15 protein-coding genes and 2 pseudogenes are annotated in these 15,624 nt (G+C 53.0%); 7 read left to right on the plus strand and 10 right to left on the minus strand.

The features are described from left to right. Nucleotides 1-148 precede the first annotated feature (148 nt). Nucleotides 149-2,071: a DEAD/DEAH box helicase gene (locus tag AACY09_RS16960; protein WP_339489664.1), complete on the plus strand. Its 1,923-nt coding sequence runs from the start codon at nucleotides 149-151 to the stop codon at nucleotides 2,069-2,071. 144 nt (nucleotides 2,072-2,215) lie between these two features. Here the strand turns inward: AACY09_RS16960 and AACY09_RS16965 are convergent, their stop codons facing one another. Together AACY09_RS16965 and AACY09_RS16970 are read right to left on the minus strand one after the other, a co-directional pair. Then, nucleotides 2,216-2,794, minus strand: coding sequence for a YceI family protein (locus AACY09_RS16965; protein ID WP_339489666.1), 579 nt, complete (start codon nucleotides 2,792-2,794; stop codon nucleotides 2,216-2,218). Between the two features lie 91 nt (nucleotides 2,795-2,885). Continuing rightward, entirely contained in the window at nucleotides 2,886-3,434 is a 549-nt protein-coding gene (locus tag AACY09_RS16970; RefSeq protein WP_339489667.1) for a cytochrome b, read from the minus strand. A 306-nt stretch (nucleotides 3,435-3,740) separates the two neighbouring features. Between AACY09_RS16970 and AACY09_RS16975 the strand changes: the two genes are divergently transcribed. The 5 genes and pseudogenes from AACY09_RS16975 to AACY09_RS16995 all read left to right on the plus strand — a co-directional run bounded on the left by AACY09_RS16975 (nucleotide 3,741) and on the right by AACY09_RS16995 (nucleotide 9,053). Then, nucleotides 3,741-5,147, plus strand: coding sequence for an adenosylmethionine--8-amino-7-oxononanoate transaminase (locus AACY09_RS16975; protein WP_339489668.1), 1,407 nt, complete (start codon nucleotides 3,741-3,743; stop codon nucleotides 5,145-5,147). A gap of 74 nt (nucleotides 5,148-5,221) precedes the next feature. Beyond that, a pseudogene (locus tag AACY09_RS16980) lies at nucleotides 5,222-5,454 on the plus strand (type II toxin-antitoxin system RelE/ParE family toxin). A gap of 479 nt (nucleotides 5,455-5,933) precedes the next feature. Further along, the gene (locus tag AACY09_RS16985; RefSeq protein ID WP_339489669.1) at nucleotides 5,934-7,712 is read left to right on the plus strand and encodes a S8/S53 family peptidase; all 1,779 of its coding nucleotides are present in this window, start codon (nucleotides 5,934-5,936) and stop codon (nucleotides 7,710-7,712) included. 151 nt (nucleotides 7,713-7,863) lie between these two features. After that, the gene (locus tag AACY09_RS16990) at nucleotides 7,864-8,553 is read left to right on the plus strand and encodes a DUF899 domain-containing protein (protein WP_339489670.1); all 690 of its coding nucleotides are present in this window, start codon (nucleotides 7,864-7,866) and stop codon (nucleotides 8,551-8,553) included. A 203-nt stretch (nucleotides 8,554-8,756) separates the two neighbouring features. After that, nucleotides 8,757-9,053, plus strand: coding sequence for a hypothetical protein (locus AACY09_RS16995; RefSeq protein ID WP_339489671.1), 297 nt, complete (start codon nucleotides 8,757-8,759; stop codon nucleotides 9,051-9,053). A gap of 963 nt (nucleotides 9,054-10,016) precedes the next feature. Here AACY09_RS16995 and AACY09_RS17000 read toward each other — a convergent pair. The 7 genes and pseudogenes from AACY09_RS17000 to AACY09_RS17030 all read right to left on the minus strand — a co-directional run bounded on the left by AACY09_RS17000 (nucleotide 10,017) and on the right by AACY09_RS17030 (nucleotide 14,375). Further along, entirely contained in the window at nucleotides 10,017-10,289 is a 273-nt protein-coding gene (locus AACY09_RS17000; protein ID WP_339489672.1) for a hypothetical protein, read from the minus strand. 334 nt (nucleotides 10,290-10,623) lie between these two features. Next, nucleotides 10,624-10,965: pseudogene (locus AACY09_RS17005) on the minus strand (transposase); the annotation flags it as partial. Between the two features lie 252 nt (nucleotides 10,966-11,217). Continuing rightward, on the minus strand, nucleotides 11,218-11,523 hold the full coding sequence (locus tag AACY09_RS17010; RefSeq protein WP_339489673.1) for a hypothetical protein: 306 nt from the start codon (nucleotides 11,521-11,523) through the stop codon (nucleotides 11,218-11,220). Continuing rightward, nucleotides 11,520-12,353, minus strand: coding sequence for a hypothetical protein (locus tag AACY09_RS17015; protein WP_339489674.1), 834 nt, complete (start codon nucleotides 12,351-12,353; stop codon nucleotides 11,520-11,522). Before AACY09_RS17015 ends, AACY09_RS17010 begins: the two co-directional genes overlap by 4 nt. 77 nt (nucleotides 12,354-12,430) lie before the next feature. Beyond that, the gene (locus AACY09_RS17020; RefSeq protein WP_339489675.1) at nucleotides 12,431-13,132 is read right to left on the minus strand and encodes a transposase; all 702 of its coding nucleotides are present in this window, start codon (nucleotides 13,130-13,132) and stop codon (nucleotides 12,431-12,433) included. Between the two features lie 302 nt (nucleotides 13,133-13,434). Next, complete coding sequence (locus AACY09_RS17025; protein WP_339489676.1) at nucleotides 13,435-13,947, minus strand: hypothetical protein; 513 nt, start codon at nucleotides 13,945-13,947, stop codon at nucleotides 13,435-13,437. A 281-nt stretch (nucleotides 13,948-14,228) separates the two neighbouring features. Further along, entirely contained in the window at nucleotides 14,229-14,375 is a 147-nt protein-coding gene (locus AACY09_RS17030; protein ID WP_339489677.1) for a hypothetical protein, read from the minus strand. Here AACY09_RS17030 and AACY09_RS17035 point away from each other — a divergent pair. Next, complete coding sequence (locus tag AACY09_RS17035; RefSeq protein WP_339489679.1) at nucleotides 14,374-15,093, plus strand: 16S rRNA (uracil(1498)-N(3))-methyltransferase; 720 nt, start codon at nucleotides 14,374-14,376, stop codon at nucleotides 15,091-15,093. The two genes, AACY09_RS17030 and AACY09_RS17035, sit on opposite strands and share 2 nt — an antisense overlap. Nucleotides 15,094-15,150: 57 nt before the next feature. Here AACY09_RS17035 and AACY09_RS17040 read toward each other — a convergent pair whose 3' ends face one another. Further along, the gene (locus AACY09_RS17040) at nucleotides 15,151-15,624 is read right to left on the minus strand and encodes a chemotaxis protein CheW (protein WP_339489680.1); all 474 of its coding nucleotides are present in this window, start codon (nucleotides 15,622-15,624) and stop codon (nucleotides 15,151-15,153) included.

A 15,624-nucleotide genomic window follows, 5' to 3' on the forward strand; every position in this document is an offset into this window, starting at 1 on the left:
CTGTTATACTCGGGACTTCCCGCCAGGCTTGCGCCCGGATGCTAGCCCCTCCCAGAGGCAGCAGTACCGGACGGGATTGCGCGCCCCACGTGCGATTCAAGCCAGGCAATACACCATAGGGCAACGCCCTCACTAGACAGGATTTCACATGTCCTTTGCTTCCCTCGGTCTCTCCGAGGCTTTGGTTCGTGCGGTCGAGTCCGCCGGCTACACCCAGCCAACTCCGGTGCAACAGCGGGCTATTCCCGCCGCGTTGCAAGGTCGCGACCTGATGGTAGCGGCGCAGACTGGCACAGGTAAGACAGGCGGTTTCGCCTTACCAATCCTTGAACGCTTGTTCCCCAACGGTCACCCGGACCGCGAGCAACGTCACGGCCCAAAACAACCACGCGTACTGGTGCTGACACCTACCCGTGAACTGGCCGCCCAGGTGCACGACAGCTTTAAGCTGTATGCCCGCGATTTGAAATTCGTCAGCGCCTGCATTTTTGGCGGCGTTGGCATGAACCCACAGGTTCAAGCACTCGCCAAGGGCGTTGACGTTCTCGTCGCCTGCCCGGGACGCTTGCTTGACCTGTGTGGCCAAGGCAGCATCGACCTCTCGCACGTCGAGATTTTGGTGCTAGACGAAGCTGACCGCATGCTCGACATGGGTTTTATCCATGACGTCAAGAAGGTCCTCGCCCGCCTGCCGAGCAAACGTCAGAACTTGCTGTTCTCAGCAACATTCTCCAAAGACATTACCGACCTTGCTGGCAAGCTGCTGCATAACCCGGAGCGCATCGAAGTCACGCCGCCGAACACCACGGTAGAGCGTATCGAACAGCGTGTATTCCGCCTGCAAGCCAGCCATAAGCGCGCATTGCTCGCTCACTTGATCACCGCCGGCGCGTGGGAACAGGTGCTGGTGTTCACCCGCACCAAGCACGGTGCTAATCGCTTGGCCGAATACCTCGACAAGCGCGGCTTGCCAGCGGTTGCGATTCACGGCAATAAGAGCCAGAACGCCCGCACTAAAGCCTTGGCTGATTTCAAAGCCAACAGAATGCGCATTCTGGTGGCCACTGATATCGCGGCCCGCGGCCTGGATATCGACCAGCTGCCCCATGTGGTCAACTTCGAGCTGCCAAACGTTGAAGAAGATTACGTGCACCGTATCGGCCGTACTGGTCGTGCTGGCCGCAGCGGTGAAGCGATCTCTCTGGTAGCGCCAGACGAAGAGAAACTGCTGCGCGGCATCGAACGCATGACCAAGCAGAAGATTGCTGATGGCGACGTAATGGGCTTCGACGCCAGCACGGTAGAAGCTGAGCGCCCGGAGGTTCGTGAGCCGCGTCAACCGCGCCAGCAACGTGCCCCGCGCCCAGCCACCCCTGATGGCGAACGTCATGGTGGCGGCCGTAAAGACAAAGGCAAAGACACTGGCCGCGCAGCCAAGCCAGCCGGCAGCCGCGAAGGCGGCCGGGAAGGTACTGGGCGCAAGCCAAGGCCACGTGGCGAGCGCACTAACCGTCCAACGGCATCCGCATCTGCATCCACAGCCGCTATCCCTGTGCTGCCACCAGATCGCGCGCCCGACGAATTCCGTGACGATGAAATCGATAACTTTGGTAATCGTGCCGACTACGTCAGCCCGAACCAGAATCGGCAGCAGAATCGCGGCCGTCGTCCGGCAGCAGCCGCAGCAGCTCAGCCAGCAACTGGCCAACCACGCAGCCAGGGTCGTGGCCCTCGCAGTGGTGGTGCAGGCGGCGACGGTGCGCAAAAGCCTCGCGGCGGCGGTCAAGGTAAGCGTCAAGGTGGCGGTCAAGGTGCGCAGGGCCGTAGCAATGGTTCCGGTGCTAACCGGTCCCGTCCACCACGCGATCGTGAGCGCAGCACATCACTTAATCGTGACGAGTTGCCACGCAGCGAAAAGCCTGCAAATAAGACCACAGACAAACAACCTGTGATCATGCACAAAAGCTCGCGACTTGATCGGTTCCCGACTCCGGAGCAACTTGATCAGCTGCCTAGCAGCCGCCCCCGCGGTGAAAAGCCGGCACTGCTGACGCGTAACCGCGACGAGTAATTCGGCAACTGCTGCACCCAACAACGCCGGCCCAGTGCCGGCGTTGTTGCATCTGTGGATTAGTAATTAGTTATCGGCTGACCATAAAAAACGCCGGCCCCACAAGACAGTGGAAGGCCGGCGTTTTTAATGATCAGTCAGTGATTACTGACGAACACCTTCAAAAGAGATGATCAGTTCAACTTCTTGCGAAGCAGGGCCGAGATCTTTTTCGATGTTGAAGTCTTTCATCTTGATCGTGGTAGTGCCTTCAAAACCAGCACGGTGACCGCCCCACGGGTCGTCGCCTTCACCGACAAACTTGGCCTTAACAACCACTGGCTTGGTAACGCCGTTCAGGGTCAGGTTACCGGTAACGTCGGCCGCGCCTTCGCCAGTCGATTTAACCGAGGTCGACTCAAAGGTTGCAGTCGGATTCTTGCTGACATTAAGGAAATCACCACTGCGGATGTGCTTATCGCGTTCCGCATGGTTGGTATCAACGCTCTCGGTCTGCAGGGTCACTTTGACCTTGCTCGCTTCCGGAGTCTTGGCGTCGTAGCTGAAGGTACCGTCGAACTCTTTGAAAGTGCCGTACAACCAGCTGTAACCCAAATGGTTGATTTTGAAATTAACAAAGGCGTGCTGGCCCTTTGTATCGATCGCATAATCAGCGGCCGAAGCTTGGCCTGCACCGATCAGAGCGGTACCAAGAGCGAGTGCCGCGAGGGTTTTCTTCAACATGGAATATTCCTTTCGAGGTGATCTTGCAACGTCATATTGCAATGTTTAAAGGGATGCGCAGAGGTGATCCGCACGATTTAACAACTGACAATTACTCGCGACCGAGCATGCGTTTGAGCGTGCTATCGCGATCAATAAAGTGATGTTTGAGTGCAGCCAAGCCATGCAGCCCGGCAAAAATGACAATTGCCCAGGCCAAGTATTCATGAACTAAACCGGCGACATCTTCCTGATCAGGAATGCTGGTCAGGGTTGCAGGCACTTCAAACACACCAAAAACATCAATACCGCGGCCATCAGCGGTTGAAATCAGGTAGCCAGAAATCATCAACACGAAAAGGCCGATATACAAAAAAGCGTGGCCCCATTTGGTGGCCAACTGAGTCATCCGGCCGTGGCTATGCAAGTGGCCCGGCGGCGGACTAATCCAGCGCCAGCAAACTCGCAGGAGCATGGCCAAAAACAGCAAAATGCCGATGCCTTTGTGGATCGTCGGAGCATCTGTGTACCAGCTGCTGTAATAATCGAGGCCGACCATCCAAAAGCCAAGCGCAAACAGGCCGAAGACCACCAAGGCCATCAACCAGTGCATCAAAATACTTACCACGCCGTAACGTGAAGGGGAATTTCGCCACTGCATTAATCTGATCCGTAAATGAAAACGATAACTTTTAAGTAAGTAGCGCCAAGATTAGCAACAAAGCTATCGATATAAAGCGTAATTTTTCGCTTTGAAATATCGGGAAATACGATAACTAACCGATAACCGAACGCCTTACCTGTGTAGATCACTGCGGTTACAGCTGCAAGACGCCGTGACCTGATAGCGGAACCTTGTCGTCTCACACCCTCCAACAAAGGCCGCTGCTTTGCAGCTTCGAAGTGATTCACCCACAAGCCTGACAAGCGCATCTGGTAGGCTGTGCTTAAAGATTTGGAGGCCCCAATGAGCTTGAACGACCAGTGGATGCAACGCGACCTCGCCGTAGTTTGGCACCCGTGCACACAAATGAAGGACCACGAGCAGTTGCCCCTCGTACCGATCAAACGTGGCGAAGGCGTCTGGCTCGAAGACTTCGACGGCAAGCGTTACCTGGATGCAGTCAGCTCATGGTGGGTCAACGTCTTCGGCCACTGCAACCCGCGAATCAATCAGCGGATCAAGGACCAGGTCGATCAACTTGAACATGTGATTCTTGCTGGTTGCAGCCACCAGCCGGTAATCGAGCTTTCAGAACGCTTGGTTAAGATAACGCCAGACGGCCTCGACCGGGTGTTCTACGCCGACAATGGTTCGTCGTGCATCGAAATCGCGCTGAAGATGAGCTTCCATTATTGGCTCAACGTCGGCCAGCCGGAGAAAAAACGCTTCGTCACCCTGAGCAACAGCTACCACGGCGAAACGGTCGCGGCGATGTCAGTTGGCGATGTCGCACTGTTCACCGATACCTACAAAGCCCTGCTACTCGACACCATTAAAGTGCCAAGCCCGGACTGCTACAACCGCCCTGAAGGCGTTAGCTGGGAGGAACATTCGCGATTGATGTTCACCCACATGGAGCAGACCCTCGCCGAGCACCATCATGAAGTGTCCGCCGTTATCGTCGAGCCGCTGATCCAGGGTGCTGGCGGCATGCGCATGTACCACCCGGTTTACCTGACGCTGTTGCGCGAAGCCTGCGACCGCTACGGCGTGCACCTGATTCTTGATGAAATTGCGGTCGGTTTTGGCCGCACCGGCACTATGTTTGCCTGCGAGCAAGCGGGCATTCGCCCCGACTTCCTGTGCCTGTCGAAAGCACTCACCGGGGGTTACCTACCGCTGGCGGCTTGTTTGACCACCGACACTATTTATCAGGCGTTTTATGACGACTATTCGACCCTGCGCGCGTTTTTGCATTCGCACAGCTACACCGGTAATCCACTGGCCTGTGCTGCAGCGTTAGCAACACTGGATATCTTCGAGCAAGACAACGTCATCGAAGCCAATCGCGCCCTGAGCAAACGCATGCACGACGCAACGGCGCACTTGGTCGATCACCCGCACGTTGCCGAAGTGCGCCAAACGGGCATGGCACTGGCCATCGAGATGGTCGCGGACAAAACCAGCAAAACCGCTTACCCCTGGCAAGAACGGCGCGGCCTAAAGGTGTATCAACACGCATTGGACCGCGGCGCCCTGCTGCGCCCGCTGGGCAGTGTGGTGTACTTCCTGCCACCGTACGTGATCACCCCGGAGCAGATCGACTTTCTCGCAGAAGTCGCCAGCGAAGGCATTGATATCGCTACCCGCACCTCCGTCAGCGTTGCCCAAGGCAACCGCAACTATCCTGGGTTTCGTGATCCGGGTTAAGGGCTGAGGCGGTAGGGGCGATTGAGGAAGCCTGTCTCAAGCGCCCCTGTACGAGTGTTCGGCCTCGGGCTGTAGTGCACTGTGCTGAACGCAATCCCAAGGCCGCAATAACGTTCGTCCAAGCTGTATTGACCAACCCTAACCAATTGGCAAGCCACCCCACCCTTGGGCGCGAAGGCCGCATCGCGGGTACAGGTGAATGGGCGATGCCGGTCCCCCTTACCTGATCCCCTACCGCATCCGTGGGGGCCGCCTGCAAGTGTTGCGCATCTTTCATACCCGCCGACTGCCACCCAGTAAATGTTAATTCTGTTCGGCCATTGGATTTCTCAGCGAAAATCCGCTCCGGGCTGATCCTTTTAGCTTTAATGGGCGGCGCGAATGCTGAACACCCTAACCTGCTTAGGGCAGGGAGAATCAGTCCTGCGTGAGATGAAGCTTGGCCTTGCGTGAATGAAGCAGATGAAAACGTCTCGAGCCAGGCGCAATCTCGTCTCGGACGCCGCAACCAGCTCTTTCCGGCACACGCGCTATACGCAAGAGACTCCTAGTCTCCAACGGTTATATTTGAAGCTATTACTCGCTGGCATATTATGCCAACTGACTTGCCTGCGGGCAGCTTTACGCTAAAGGTCTCTGGACGCAATCCGACTGACTTAATGGAGAATGTCAACGGACCTGCCCCCAGTATTCCTATTGAAACATTCAACATTCTGGCTGTCGGAACATGATCAAGCGCAGCGGGTACGCCGATTGCGCAGCTGAAGTCCGAAGGTGGAGTAGTCGATGAGGCATTCCTTGCTTACCCTGTGCAGGCCGCTGCCTGCACTCCTGTTTGCCGCGCTACCGTTAACTGTGACGGCAGCAGATCCAGATCCGATTCGTATACAACAACTGCAACGCTGCGGTGACCTGCTAGAAACGCACAAGCAAACATTCTGCCTGCGGGTTAAAGGGTTGCAGCCCGGCGATCGACAGGTCCGGCTCAATGGCGAAGCCCTAAGTGCAAAGCAGCTAAGCGGCAAAGCGGACCAACTGCAACTGCAGCTTGATACCAAGGGCAAGCAAAGCGGCCCACTGGTGATTGAACAAGGCGGCCAGCAAAGCAATCCAGTGTGGTTGTCGCTGGGCAGCAGCCATGTGGTGGCGGCAAACGCTGACGAAGTGGCGAAAAACATGGATGGCCTCACCTCCTATGTGGACCTGATCAGCGTGGTGATCGAGGAAGATTTCGAGGGCGCCACAGAAGCCAGGCGCCTGGCCGAAAAATACGGCGCCAAAGTCGTTGGCATGATCCCTCCGCTGAACACATACCAACTGCGCCTGAAGGCCAAGAATCTGGATGAGCGTGATGCCACAGTCCTACGCCTTGGCGGTGAAGTCAGCGTAGATGCGGTGGTGATAGAGGAGTCAGGTGCAGAGAAGGCCATCGAGCGTGATGTGCAAAAGGCGCCACCGGCAGACAATCAAGAGTGGGCCTCAAACCGCTTCCTCGATGCGGTAAATTTTTATAAACGCCGCCTGCAACGCGAGAACGGCGGGTTAAAAACCCACCCAGTGCGTATTGGGGTGATCGAGCGCGATGTTGATTTTGATGCCCCGGACTTTGCCGACTATAGCGGTGGCGATTGCCGCGCCGACCGCAAGCGACTTTGCCTGTACGCACGTGACGCCGACAAGCCGAGCGGGCATGGCACCACGGTTAGCGGCATATTAGCGGCCGCTTGGGACAAAGGCGGCAACAGCGGTTTTCTCCGTGGACTGGATGATGTCGGCCCCGGCTTTGATGTCATAGTCGCACGCGATTCTGATGCAGGTATCACCGCCAATGTGGCGGCGTCAGTCAACCTCGTAGAAGATGGCGTCCGCGTACTCAACTGGAGTTGGGGCATTCACCGCGTTGGCGCGGTCGACATCAAAGGCGACCCCATCGACTCCTTGGTCCGCTCGGGAATTGCCATGAGCGGCTACGAAGAGCTGCTGGAAGAGTTTTTCCTCTGGCTGCGCGAAGAGCATCCAGACGTGGTGGTGGTCAACTCGGCAGGTAACGGCTCGTCTTTCTCGGGTCGAGATGAGTATCGGCTGCCTTCATCTTTCGTCACCGACCAGCTGTTCGTAGTCGGCGGCCATCAGCGCAGCGATAAAGACGTGCCGGTCAAAGATCCTCAGTACGCGATCAAGCGCAAAGCCTCCAACATCGACATGCGCGTGGACATCACCGCCGCCGCCTGCGTGCACGGCTCAATGGCCAAGGCCGATGAAGAAGGTGACGTGCATTGTGGAACCTCCTACGCCACCCCTTTGGTTGCCGGTTTGATCGCCGCGATGCTGTCGATCAATCCCGAGCTGGAACCCGATCAGTTGCGCATGCTGCTGCGCCGCAGCGCCATGACCATCGGCGAGGAATATGATTTCGAGCCGACCGAAGGCGACGACCTGACCGCACCTATCCTGCCGTCTGAACGCGCCAATGAACTCAACAATCCAGATGTAGGCCATTCCGCTAGGCTGGATATGTACAAGGCCTTAGACCTGACCGTGCAAAGCGTAGACCGGGTACGCTGAGCGGCTAGATTGGCAACGCCCGAGGCGATGCATGGTGCATCGCCGGGCGTATCAGGTGCTATGTTTAAAGTCTTCGTCCTGCTCGAAGTCAGCCCGCTAGGGTGCACCGATTTACCTAAGCGCCGACGCAGAGCCCAACCGAGGCTTGGCTATGTCTTCACCTAAGCAACCATTGCCACTCGCTGTCTCTTTGGATGAGTGGCAAGCCGCGCTGGATAACCTGCTTACAAAAGAAAAAGCACTGACTCGTGCGCGGGATGCCCTCAGTGCCGAGCGAAGAAAGCTGCCAATGGTAAAAGTGGAAAGCCACTATTCGTTTGAAGGGGTAACGGGCGCAGCATCGCTGCTCGATCTATTCGCAGGACGCCGTCAGTTGATCGTTTATCACTTTATGTTCGCCCCCGACTGGGACGCCGGCTGTAGCGGATGCTCATGGGTGGCCGATGCCATGACCCATCCGGCCCACCTGCACGCGCGTGATACCTCATTGGTCATGGTGTCGCGCGCCCCGCTGGAAAAGCTCAATCAGTATCGAGAGCGCATGGGCTGGGGTGATGCCATACCTTGGTATTCGTCGTACGACAGCGCGTTTAATTACGATTTCGACGCCACCACAGAGGCTGGAGAAAAACACGGTGTCAGCGTGTTTCTCCGTGACGGCGACAGCATTTACCGGACCTACTACACCGGCGCGCGGGGTGTTGAATACCTCGGCACCCTCTGGAGTTACCTAGACTTAACCCCGTTTGGGCGTCAGGAGACCTGGGAGAAATCGCCACCCGGATGGCTGCAGACAGCACCTTACGCCTGGAACCGCCGCCACGATGAATACGACGTCTAAAAAGGGCCCCGTCAATAAAACCGACCAGGCCGCAAGCAGCCGTTAATTTTCATTGAACGCAAAATTCAGAGGCGGGTCTATTAAAACAACAGCGACATTTAATTGAACGATTGTTGCCCCAGCCCAAAGCGATTTGCTGGACTGTGCATCTGGTTTCAAGCCTTAGAAAACAACCCTAATTCAAGAGGTTCTCAAATATGGTAATGCACTACGAAACAGCGGATGACCAAGTTGCCTGTGGCCGCGAGACTGACAATTTGGATACCACCAGCAAGGCAAACAAGGTGACCTGCAAAAACTGCCTGGGCTCACATGTTATGCAGGAACTGCCGGGTGCCGCCAAGCACAAAAAGAAAGCGAAGAAATTAGCTAAAAAACAACCCAAGAAAAAATCTGTTCCAGGCGAAACCTTCGACTGGAAACATGAGTGGGCCGTCATGTGCCATGAAGTACGTCCCAATGACCGCCTGCCACGTGGTTTCGAATCGATCCACATTTGAGGCTGAGGTCATGCGTTTGGGGGATTGAGTTACTCAGGGTCAGGGAGCTTCCGCTCACCTGACCGACCTTCCCCGACACCCAGCGAGCCCCCCAACGCTTCCCGACAGGCACAACGCTGCAAACTCATAGCAAGCAAGGCCAGAACCTGTAAATAAACCTGTGTTTTTTACACTCGCTTGAGTCAGTGTTCGGTTTATTAGGGCGCTACACTGCAGCTCAAAACTTAAGCTGATCGGAACCCCATATTACAGGTCATGGCTTCTACCAAAAACGTGGTCTGTCCCCTAATACCCACTTTGCCTTCAACCAAAAACGTGGTCTGCCCCCTAATACGCTGCCCTCAACTTTGCCTATTCAGCTTCCCCTTTTGCACCAACAAATCAAGCATTTAATTATTTTTTAGTTGTCTTACCGGATCCCAATCATCAGGTTTTGGCTGATGCTTGCTCCACCATTGAATCCCCTCAGAAACCCACTTTCCGCGTAAATCGGAATGAGCGGCTGTTGAGTCATCATACCCAAACTCCGTCCCGCAGCACGGGCAAATATTGTACGAGGAACAACCAAAACTGTCGTACGACGGCTCATTAAGATCAGGGTATCTGCATACCGGACATACATATTTTTGATTATCATTGAGCATTAAAATAGTCCAAGTTTGAACCCTTACCATGCACTGCTGGATCAGGGTTGTAACGTACAATATCTCCACTAGCGATAGGGCACAGACCACGTTTAATCTAAATATCCCCAAAACGTGGTCATTCCTGGCAGCAGTAACCTCGCTCGACGTGGCATTGGAAACTCCTTTTCCATTCGCAATAGCTTCATGCTTGAGCAGCTCAAGACTTACGCTGATCAGAACCCCATATTACAGGTCATGGCTTCTAACAAAAACGTGGTCTGTCCCCTAATATCCCTTGTCCCCTGATATCCATAAATTGGCTTAATTCAGACCTTCCTTATAGAGAAAGTTCCTGACGCACTTTATCGGCTATTTCATCAATAATAAACTCGGGGCCGAATATAGTAAGACCTACGAATGTTTCTGACTCAATTTTAACTTTCCCACCCATCAACTCAACCTCTGCTACTTCAATTTCTTGAGAGCCTCCAACCGCCCATGATTTATCAATGCCTACAGCACCAAGCCTGAATAAAACAATGTGTAGGGCGTTACGCAACACCGCATCGTATTCATCACCCAGTACTATTGATGCAAATTCATCAGTCATATTTAAAAACCTAAATCCTTCCCGCCTGAACGACTTGCAGACTCAGTTATCTGCTCCCAGCTTTTGCCTTTAGCTCTCAGCCAATCAATGGATGGCCCAAGCTTGTCCCCGGAACAATAGGAGGGAACAATAGGGGACAGACCACGTTTAATCTAAGTATCCCAAAAACGTGGTCACTCCCGGCAGCAGTAACCTCGCTCGACCTGGCATTGGAAACTCCTTTTCCATTCGCAATAGCTTCATGCTTGAGCAGCTCAAGACTTACGCTGATCGGTACCCCATATTACAGATCATGGCTTCTACCAAAAACGTGGTCTGTCCCCTAATATCCTCAGTATGTGTCTGACTGCACTACACTGGACTTATAGCGACTTTCCCATAGTGTCCCAGAACGCCTTTCTATGCGATTGCGATAACGTGTGGCTCTTGCGGCCAATGCTTTCATCAACTGACCAAGCCCGGCCGCCGAATCACCCGGTACGAGCAAAAGATGAACATGGTTAGTCATCAAGCAATAGGCATAAACTTTTACGCCAAATGCATCTTTGAGTTCACGCAAGTCAGTCAGGTAGCGCTGATAATCGTAATCCGCAGCAAAAACCACCTGCCGATTGTGGCCCCGCTGCACCACATGGTGCGGGTAATTTGGTAATACGACACGACCAATCCTTGGCAAAATTTGTCCTCCATCCTTGAAAGACCACAACGCTGGAAACTAGCTACAAGATCGCAATACAGACTATAAAATAAATCTGTCCCCTTTTATGAAATCACTATACCTTTTTCTCTGAGGTGAGCTTGACCGCGCTTAACTATGTCGTCGGTTATCCCAACATAACGAGTCACGCCATCAACAACGCAGTTATAAACACAGGTCTTTCCGCCTATAGAGGCAACCTCACCTGCGTCTTTTGCACCAAGTCAAAAATCACTCTTTTCGACGATAAACGACCCTCTCAACTTCCGACAAGCTAGGTAGATCTCCGTTGCCGACCAAAATTTCCGACTTGCATTTTAAATTCGAGTCCTGATAAGCAGTATATTGACATATGATATCCTCCACCTCACCGATATCATCCTCTATATTTTTCTCAAAATAAAATTTTATTACCCAAACATCGTCTTCACAAGACAACACCACCATCCTGAAGTTTGGAGTAACGGTCCCCAGCATCGCTTGAACAAGCATTAAGACTTGAAAATTCCAAGTTTTCAATTCGGCTTCTGCATTCATTTCTGAGTCCAATTTGGGTTAGCTGGAACAATACTTGGGCTTTTTGTTCCTTTGATGATAAAGACGTTAGTTGGCTGACCGGTTATACCAACGCCAGCATTAACGTTGGTGCCGGTTACGCCCTCGAACTTGACCACCGGGAACCCTTGAGCATTTTTACCTAAAATCTTAACCTGACCTATGCGGTAAGCATCTAGTACTTTTTGAGCATCATCAACGCTGTTCAAGAACCCACCGCCTCCTCGAGCTTCAAGCTCAGGCCTTCCAGCGATATGCCGAAGCTGTTTCTGGCTGATTTTGCCAGCCACCTCTGGAAAGTCTATAGGTGTAAGAATGCCTTTTGCACCAGCCTTAACCTTCGCAAAATACACTACTGCCTTCTCAACTTGAGCAGCTCCAGGAGAGACTGGAGTACCTGCTGGACGCGGCTTCAGTCCAGCAGATTCGACAGTTGCAGCGCCGGTGAGAATGAGCCCTAAGCGGTCCATCGACGGCGACCATTCACCAGCGATATCACTCAGTTGAGAGTAGTTCTTCAAAGCACTCTCAATCATATCGTTTTTATAAAAATTACATGTGTTTGTACTGCAATTCATTGACAGAAGAGCATCTAGCCCACCTGCAACTTGCAACATCTTGTCCTTGGCAAGTACTGCGCCAGAAACATTATCAACAAATTGGTCATTATAGATGCTTTCTTCGGCGTACTTTCCTTTGACCCACTCTAGACGCTGACATTTTTCACTAGTGCCGCATGACTCCATTGCCTCTTTAAATGATTTAGCATCATCGTGGTCCAGATAATTATACTGCGTACCGTTCTGCGCCACCCAAGCACCGGTCTGTAAACTCTCCGCATCTGCATCAGGCAGTGTTGCCGCAGCAAGTGTGGGAAAAGGGGACAGATTTATTTTTTAATGTTTTTCTTCGGTCGTCCTTGGCCCCTTTGCTCTATTCGGTGTCCCGTGACCAGCTCGATTTCATCAATAAATCGCTTGTTGCCTGTTAGCTGCCCGCGCTGAAGTGCGTTACGAATTAGGCAGATTTCATCAGTGCGCATGCCTTGCTTCACAAAGGATTTATACCGCTCGCAACGCTCGTCGTGATCACAGCCCAACGCTAAAAAGCAGGGATCAGTATCAAGTAAACCGCTGCCGGTATCTTGTCCTATGCGCTCACAGTAGCTTGACCATGCGTAATCACCTGCTTCAGCAGTCATACGGGCGCGCACTGGATTTAGTTCTATATAGCGAGCGCAGGCAAGTAAGTATGTGTCTGACTGCACTACACTGGACTTATAGCGACTTTCCCATAGTATCCCAGAACGCCTTTCTATGCGATTGCGATAACGCGTGGCTCTTGCGGCCAATGCTTTCATCAACTGACCAAGCCCGGCCGCCGAATCACCCGGTACGAGCAAAAGATGAACATGGTTAGTCATCAAGCAATAGGCATAAACTTTTACGCCAAATGCATCTTTGAGTTCACGCAAGTCAGTCAGGTAGCGCTGATAATCGTAATCGGCAGCAAAAACCACCTGCCGATTGTGGCCCCGCTGCACCACATGGTGCGGGTAATTTGGTAATACGACACGAACAATCCTTGGCAAAATTTGTCCTCCATCCTTGAAAGACTACAACACTGAAAACTAACGACAAAATCAGAAAACAGAAAACAGAAAACAGAAAACAGAAAACAGAAAACAGAAAACAGACTATAAAATAAATCTATCCCCTTTTTGCTTTACCATTTGTTAACACAGTCACCGTGCCATCCTGAGAGATTGTTTTCTTGTACCCACTAGACTCACGCGTTTTTATAGCGCTGCGCTGGGTAATATTAGCCTCAATTTGCCCTGCACTATTTCGAGGAGCCTTGGGCAAAAACTCGATAGCTGTCGCTTTTGCACCATTAAATCAGGCCAAGCTCTCGCAACTGCCTCTCACTCGCAAACTCTAATCCACCGTTCTCAACCCTAGATCCATCTGAATAATGGGAGTACCCACAGACGTTACACTGATAAGCCAGCAATCCATTGTACTTACCTATAAACGCGCGCATTCCCTCAGACTCACATCTGGGGCATTGCTCATCAACTTCGACAGCTGCCAGCTCCTCAATCGTATCGCGTAAGAATCTCGCAATCGAATCTACATCTCGAGCCTGACGTTTCAAAACAATACTCTTGAAATTAATTAAATCACTTACCTTAAAGGAAGAGTATTCAACTGGAATCTCCCTCTCATCTATTTTTGCAAGGCTATCGAACCCATAGACCGAAAACGGCTCACCGGTAAGATGCTTACGGTTACTTCTCATCCAAAATAGTATTACTTCAAGAACTTGCCTCGAAGGTGTTTCGTCACTTAGAGTTTCCACTACCGACTGGAATTCATGCCATATTTTTAAGGGTAGAGTATGCATCAGTTGCCCACCTTAACCGGGAAGGTTGTAATTAAATTCCCTGCTTTATCGGTGAATACCTTTATCACAGACGTAGGAATGCCGCCATCCTTCAATGTAGTAGTACCAACAGTCCGACCCACATCAACTGTTCTTACGAATTGGCCATCTGGCAGCGCTACAACCGGGGACTTTACAACAGAGGAATAATAGGGGACAGACCACGTTTAATCTAAATATCCTAATCCCTAATCTGTTGCCTTTTCTCCAAGACCAACCAAAAGTTATGTCCTAATCGATGTTCAGCCCGCAGCTATAAATTTACGGAATATTCCCGGCATATCGCAGGCCAGAGATGTCAGGCACGCAGTCGTCATCTGCACCACCCCAACTGCCCGGCCAAACACGCTAAACTGCGCATCCCTGTGTTCAATTACCTGTTCAGCCATGCGCCTATCTCGTTTTTTTATCGATGCTCCGCTCTCCATTGGCCAACATGCTTTGCCGGAGGCCCATGCGCATTACATCAGCCGTGTGCTGCGCCACGGTGTGGGTGATGGGGTGCAGCTGTTTGATGGCAGCGGCGATGAGTACCTTGGCGAACTGATTGAGGTCGGTAAAAAGACGGTTCGGGTTGATCTGCGCGAGCGCATCGCCGGGCAACCGGAGTCGCCTTTGAGCATTCATCTAGGTCAGGGGTTGTCGCGTGGTGAGCGGATGGATTGGGCGATTCAAAAAGCAACGGAGTTAGGTGCAACCGAAATCAGCCCGATTATCAGTGAACGCTGCGAGGTCAGACTGAAGGATGATCGTGCCGACAAGCGCATGAGCCATTGGCGCCAAGTGGCGATTAGTGCTTGCGAGCAGTGCGGCCGTTCAGTGGTGCCGGTTATCCATCCACCGATCAGCCTGAGTGACTGGCTGGGTCAGATAGACAGCGAGTTGAAACTGGTACTGCACCCGGTGGCTGAACCACTGGAGAGTCATGCCAAGCCACAGTCGCTGGCATTCTTGATTGGCCCGGAAGGCGGCTTGAACGAAGCTGAGGTCGATCAGGCTAAAGCGCAGGGGTTTCATGCGGCGCGCCTTGGCCCCCGCGTATTGCGTACCGAGACTGCGCCCGTGGTGGCATTAAGTGTTGCGCAGCAGTTATGGGGCGATTTCTAACCCCACCCCCAATATAAAACGCCAGCAGATGCTGGCGTTTGTCGTTGGGACACAGGCTCAGATCAGCCCGGCATCCTCCAGCAATTGCTCAAGGCCGATCAGGTCGGGGATTTTCACCACATCATCACCCATCTGGACGGCATCCAATTCCAACGGAGCCAGGGTTGCGTCGGTTGCTTTGATCAAGTCGCTGGCGACCTTCACCGAGCGTGGAATACCCTGCACCAACAAGGCCATAAACTTGACTTTGTCGCGACCGCCCGCTGCGTTGATGACCGCCACCCGCGCATTACCGCCAATCTGTGCCTGACCGTCACTCGCGGCTTCAAAAGACAGCAGCGGCAAACGCAGGTCGCGCCAGTTAATTTGCCCGAGAAACCATGCTGGCATGCCGGCACTGGTTTGCGGTGCGCGGTAAGGAATCAACTCAGCCACCACCACGTTGGGCAGCAACAAGGTGCGATCAGCCAGCGGAATAGCCAGGCATGTGAGGTTAGTGACGCTGTTTTCGCTGGTTATTGCTTGGCTCAT

Origin of the sequence: Pseudomonas sp. EL_65y_Pfl2_R95 (assembly GCF_963971045.1) — a bacterium.
In the GTDB taxonomy this organism is placed as follows: Bacteria; Pseudomonadota; Gammaproteobacteria; order Pseudomonadales; family Pseudomonadaceae; genus Aquipseudomonas.

Coding starts and splice junctions, on each gene's coding strand:
- AACY09_RS17035 (WP_339489679.1), top strand. CDS start 14,374: ATGCGCCTATCTCGTTTTTTTATCGATGCTCCGCTCTCCATTGGCCAA.
- AACY09_RS16975 (WP_339489668.1), top strand. CDS start 3,741: ATGAGCTTGAACGACCAGTGGATGCAACGCGACCTCGCCGTAGTTTGG.
- AACY09_RS16960 (WP_339489664.1), top strand. CDS start 149: ATGTCCTTTGCTTCCCTCGGTCTCTCCGAGGCTTTGGTTCGTGCGGTC.
- AACY09_RS17010 (WP_339489673.1), bottom strand. CDS start 11,523: ATGAATGCAGAAGCCGAATTGAAAACTTGGAATTTTCAAGTCTTAATG.
- AACY09_RS17030 (WP_339489677.1), bottom strand. CDS start 14,375: ATGGCTGAACAGGTAATTGAACACAGGGATGCGCAGTTTAGCGTGTTT.
- AACY09_RS16990 (WP_339489670.1), top strand. CDS start 7,864: ATGTCTTCACCTAAGCAACCATTGCCACTCGCTGTCTCTTTGGATGAG.
- AACY09_RS16985 (WP_339489669.1), top strand. CDS start 5,934: ATGAGGCATTCCTTGCTTACCCTGTGCAGGCCGCTGCCTGCACTCCTG.
- AACY09_RS17025 (WP_339489676.1), bottom strand. CDS start 13,947: ATGCATACTCTACCCTTAAAAATATGGCATGAATTCCAGTCGGTAGTG.
- AACY09_RS16965 (WP_339489666.1), bottom strand. CDS start 2,794: ATGTTGAAGAAAACCCTCGCGGCACTCGCTCTTGGTACCGCTCTGATC.
- AACY09_RS16970 (WP_339489667.1), bottom strand. CDS start 3,434: ATGCAGTGGCGAAATTCCCCTTCACGTTACGGCGTGGTAAGTATTTTG.
- AACY09_RS16995 (WP_339489671.1), top strand. CDS start 8,757: ATGCACTACGAAACAGCGGATGACCAAGTTGCCTGTGGCCGCGAGACT.
- AACY09_RS17040 (WP_339489680.1), bottom strand. CDS start 15,624: ATGAGCCAAGCAATAACCAGCGAAAACAGCGTCACTAACCTCACATGC.
- AACY09_RS17000 (WP_339489672.1), bottom strand. CDS start 10,289: ATGACTGATGAATTTGCATCAATAGTACTGGGTGATGAATACGATGCG.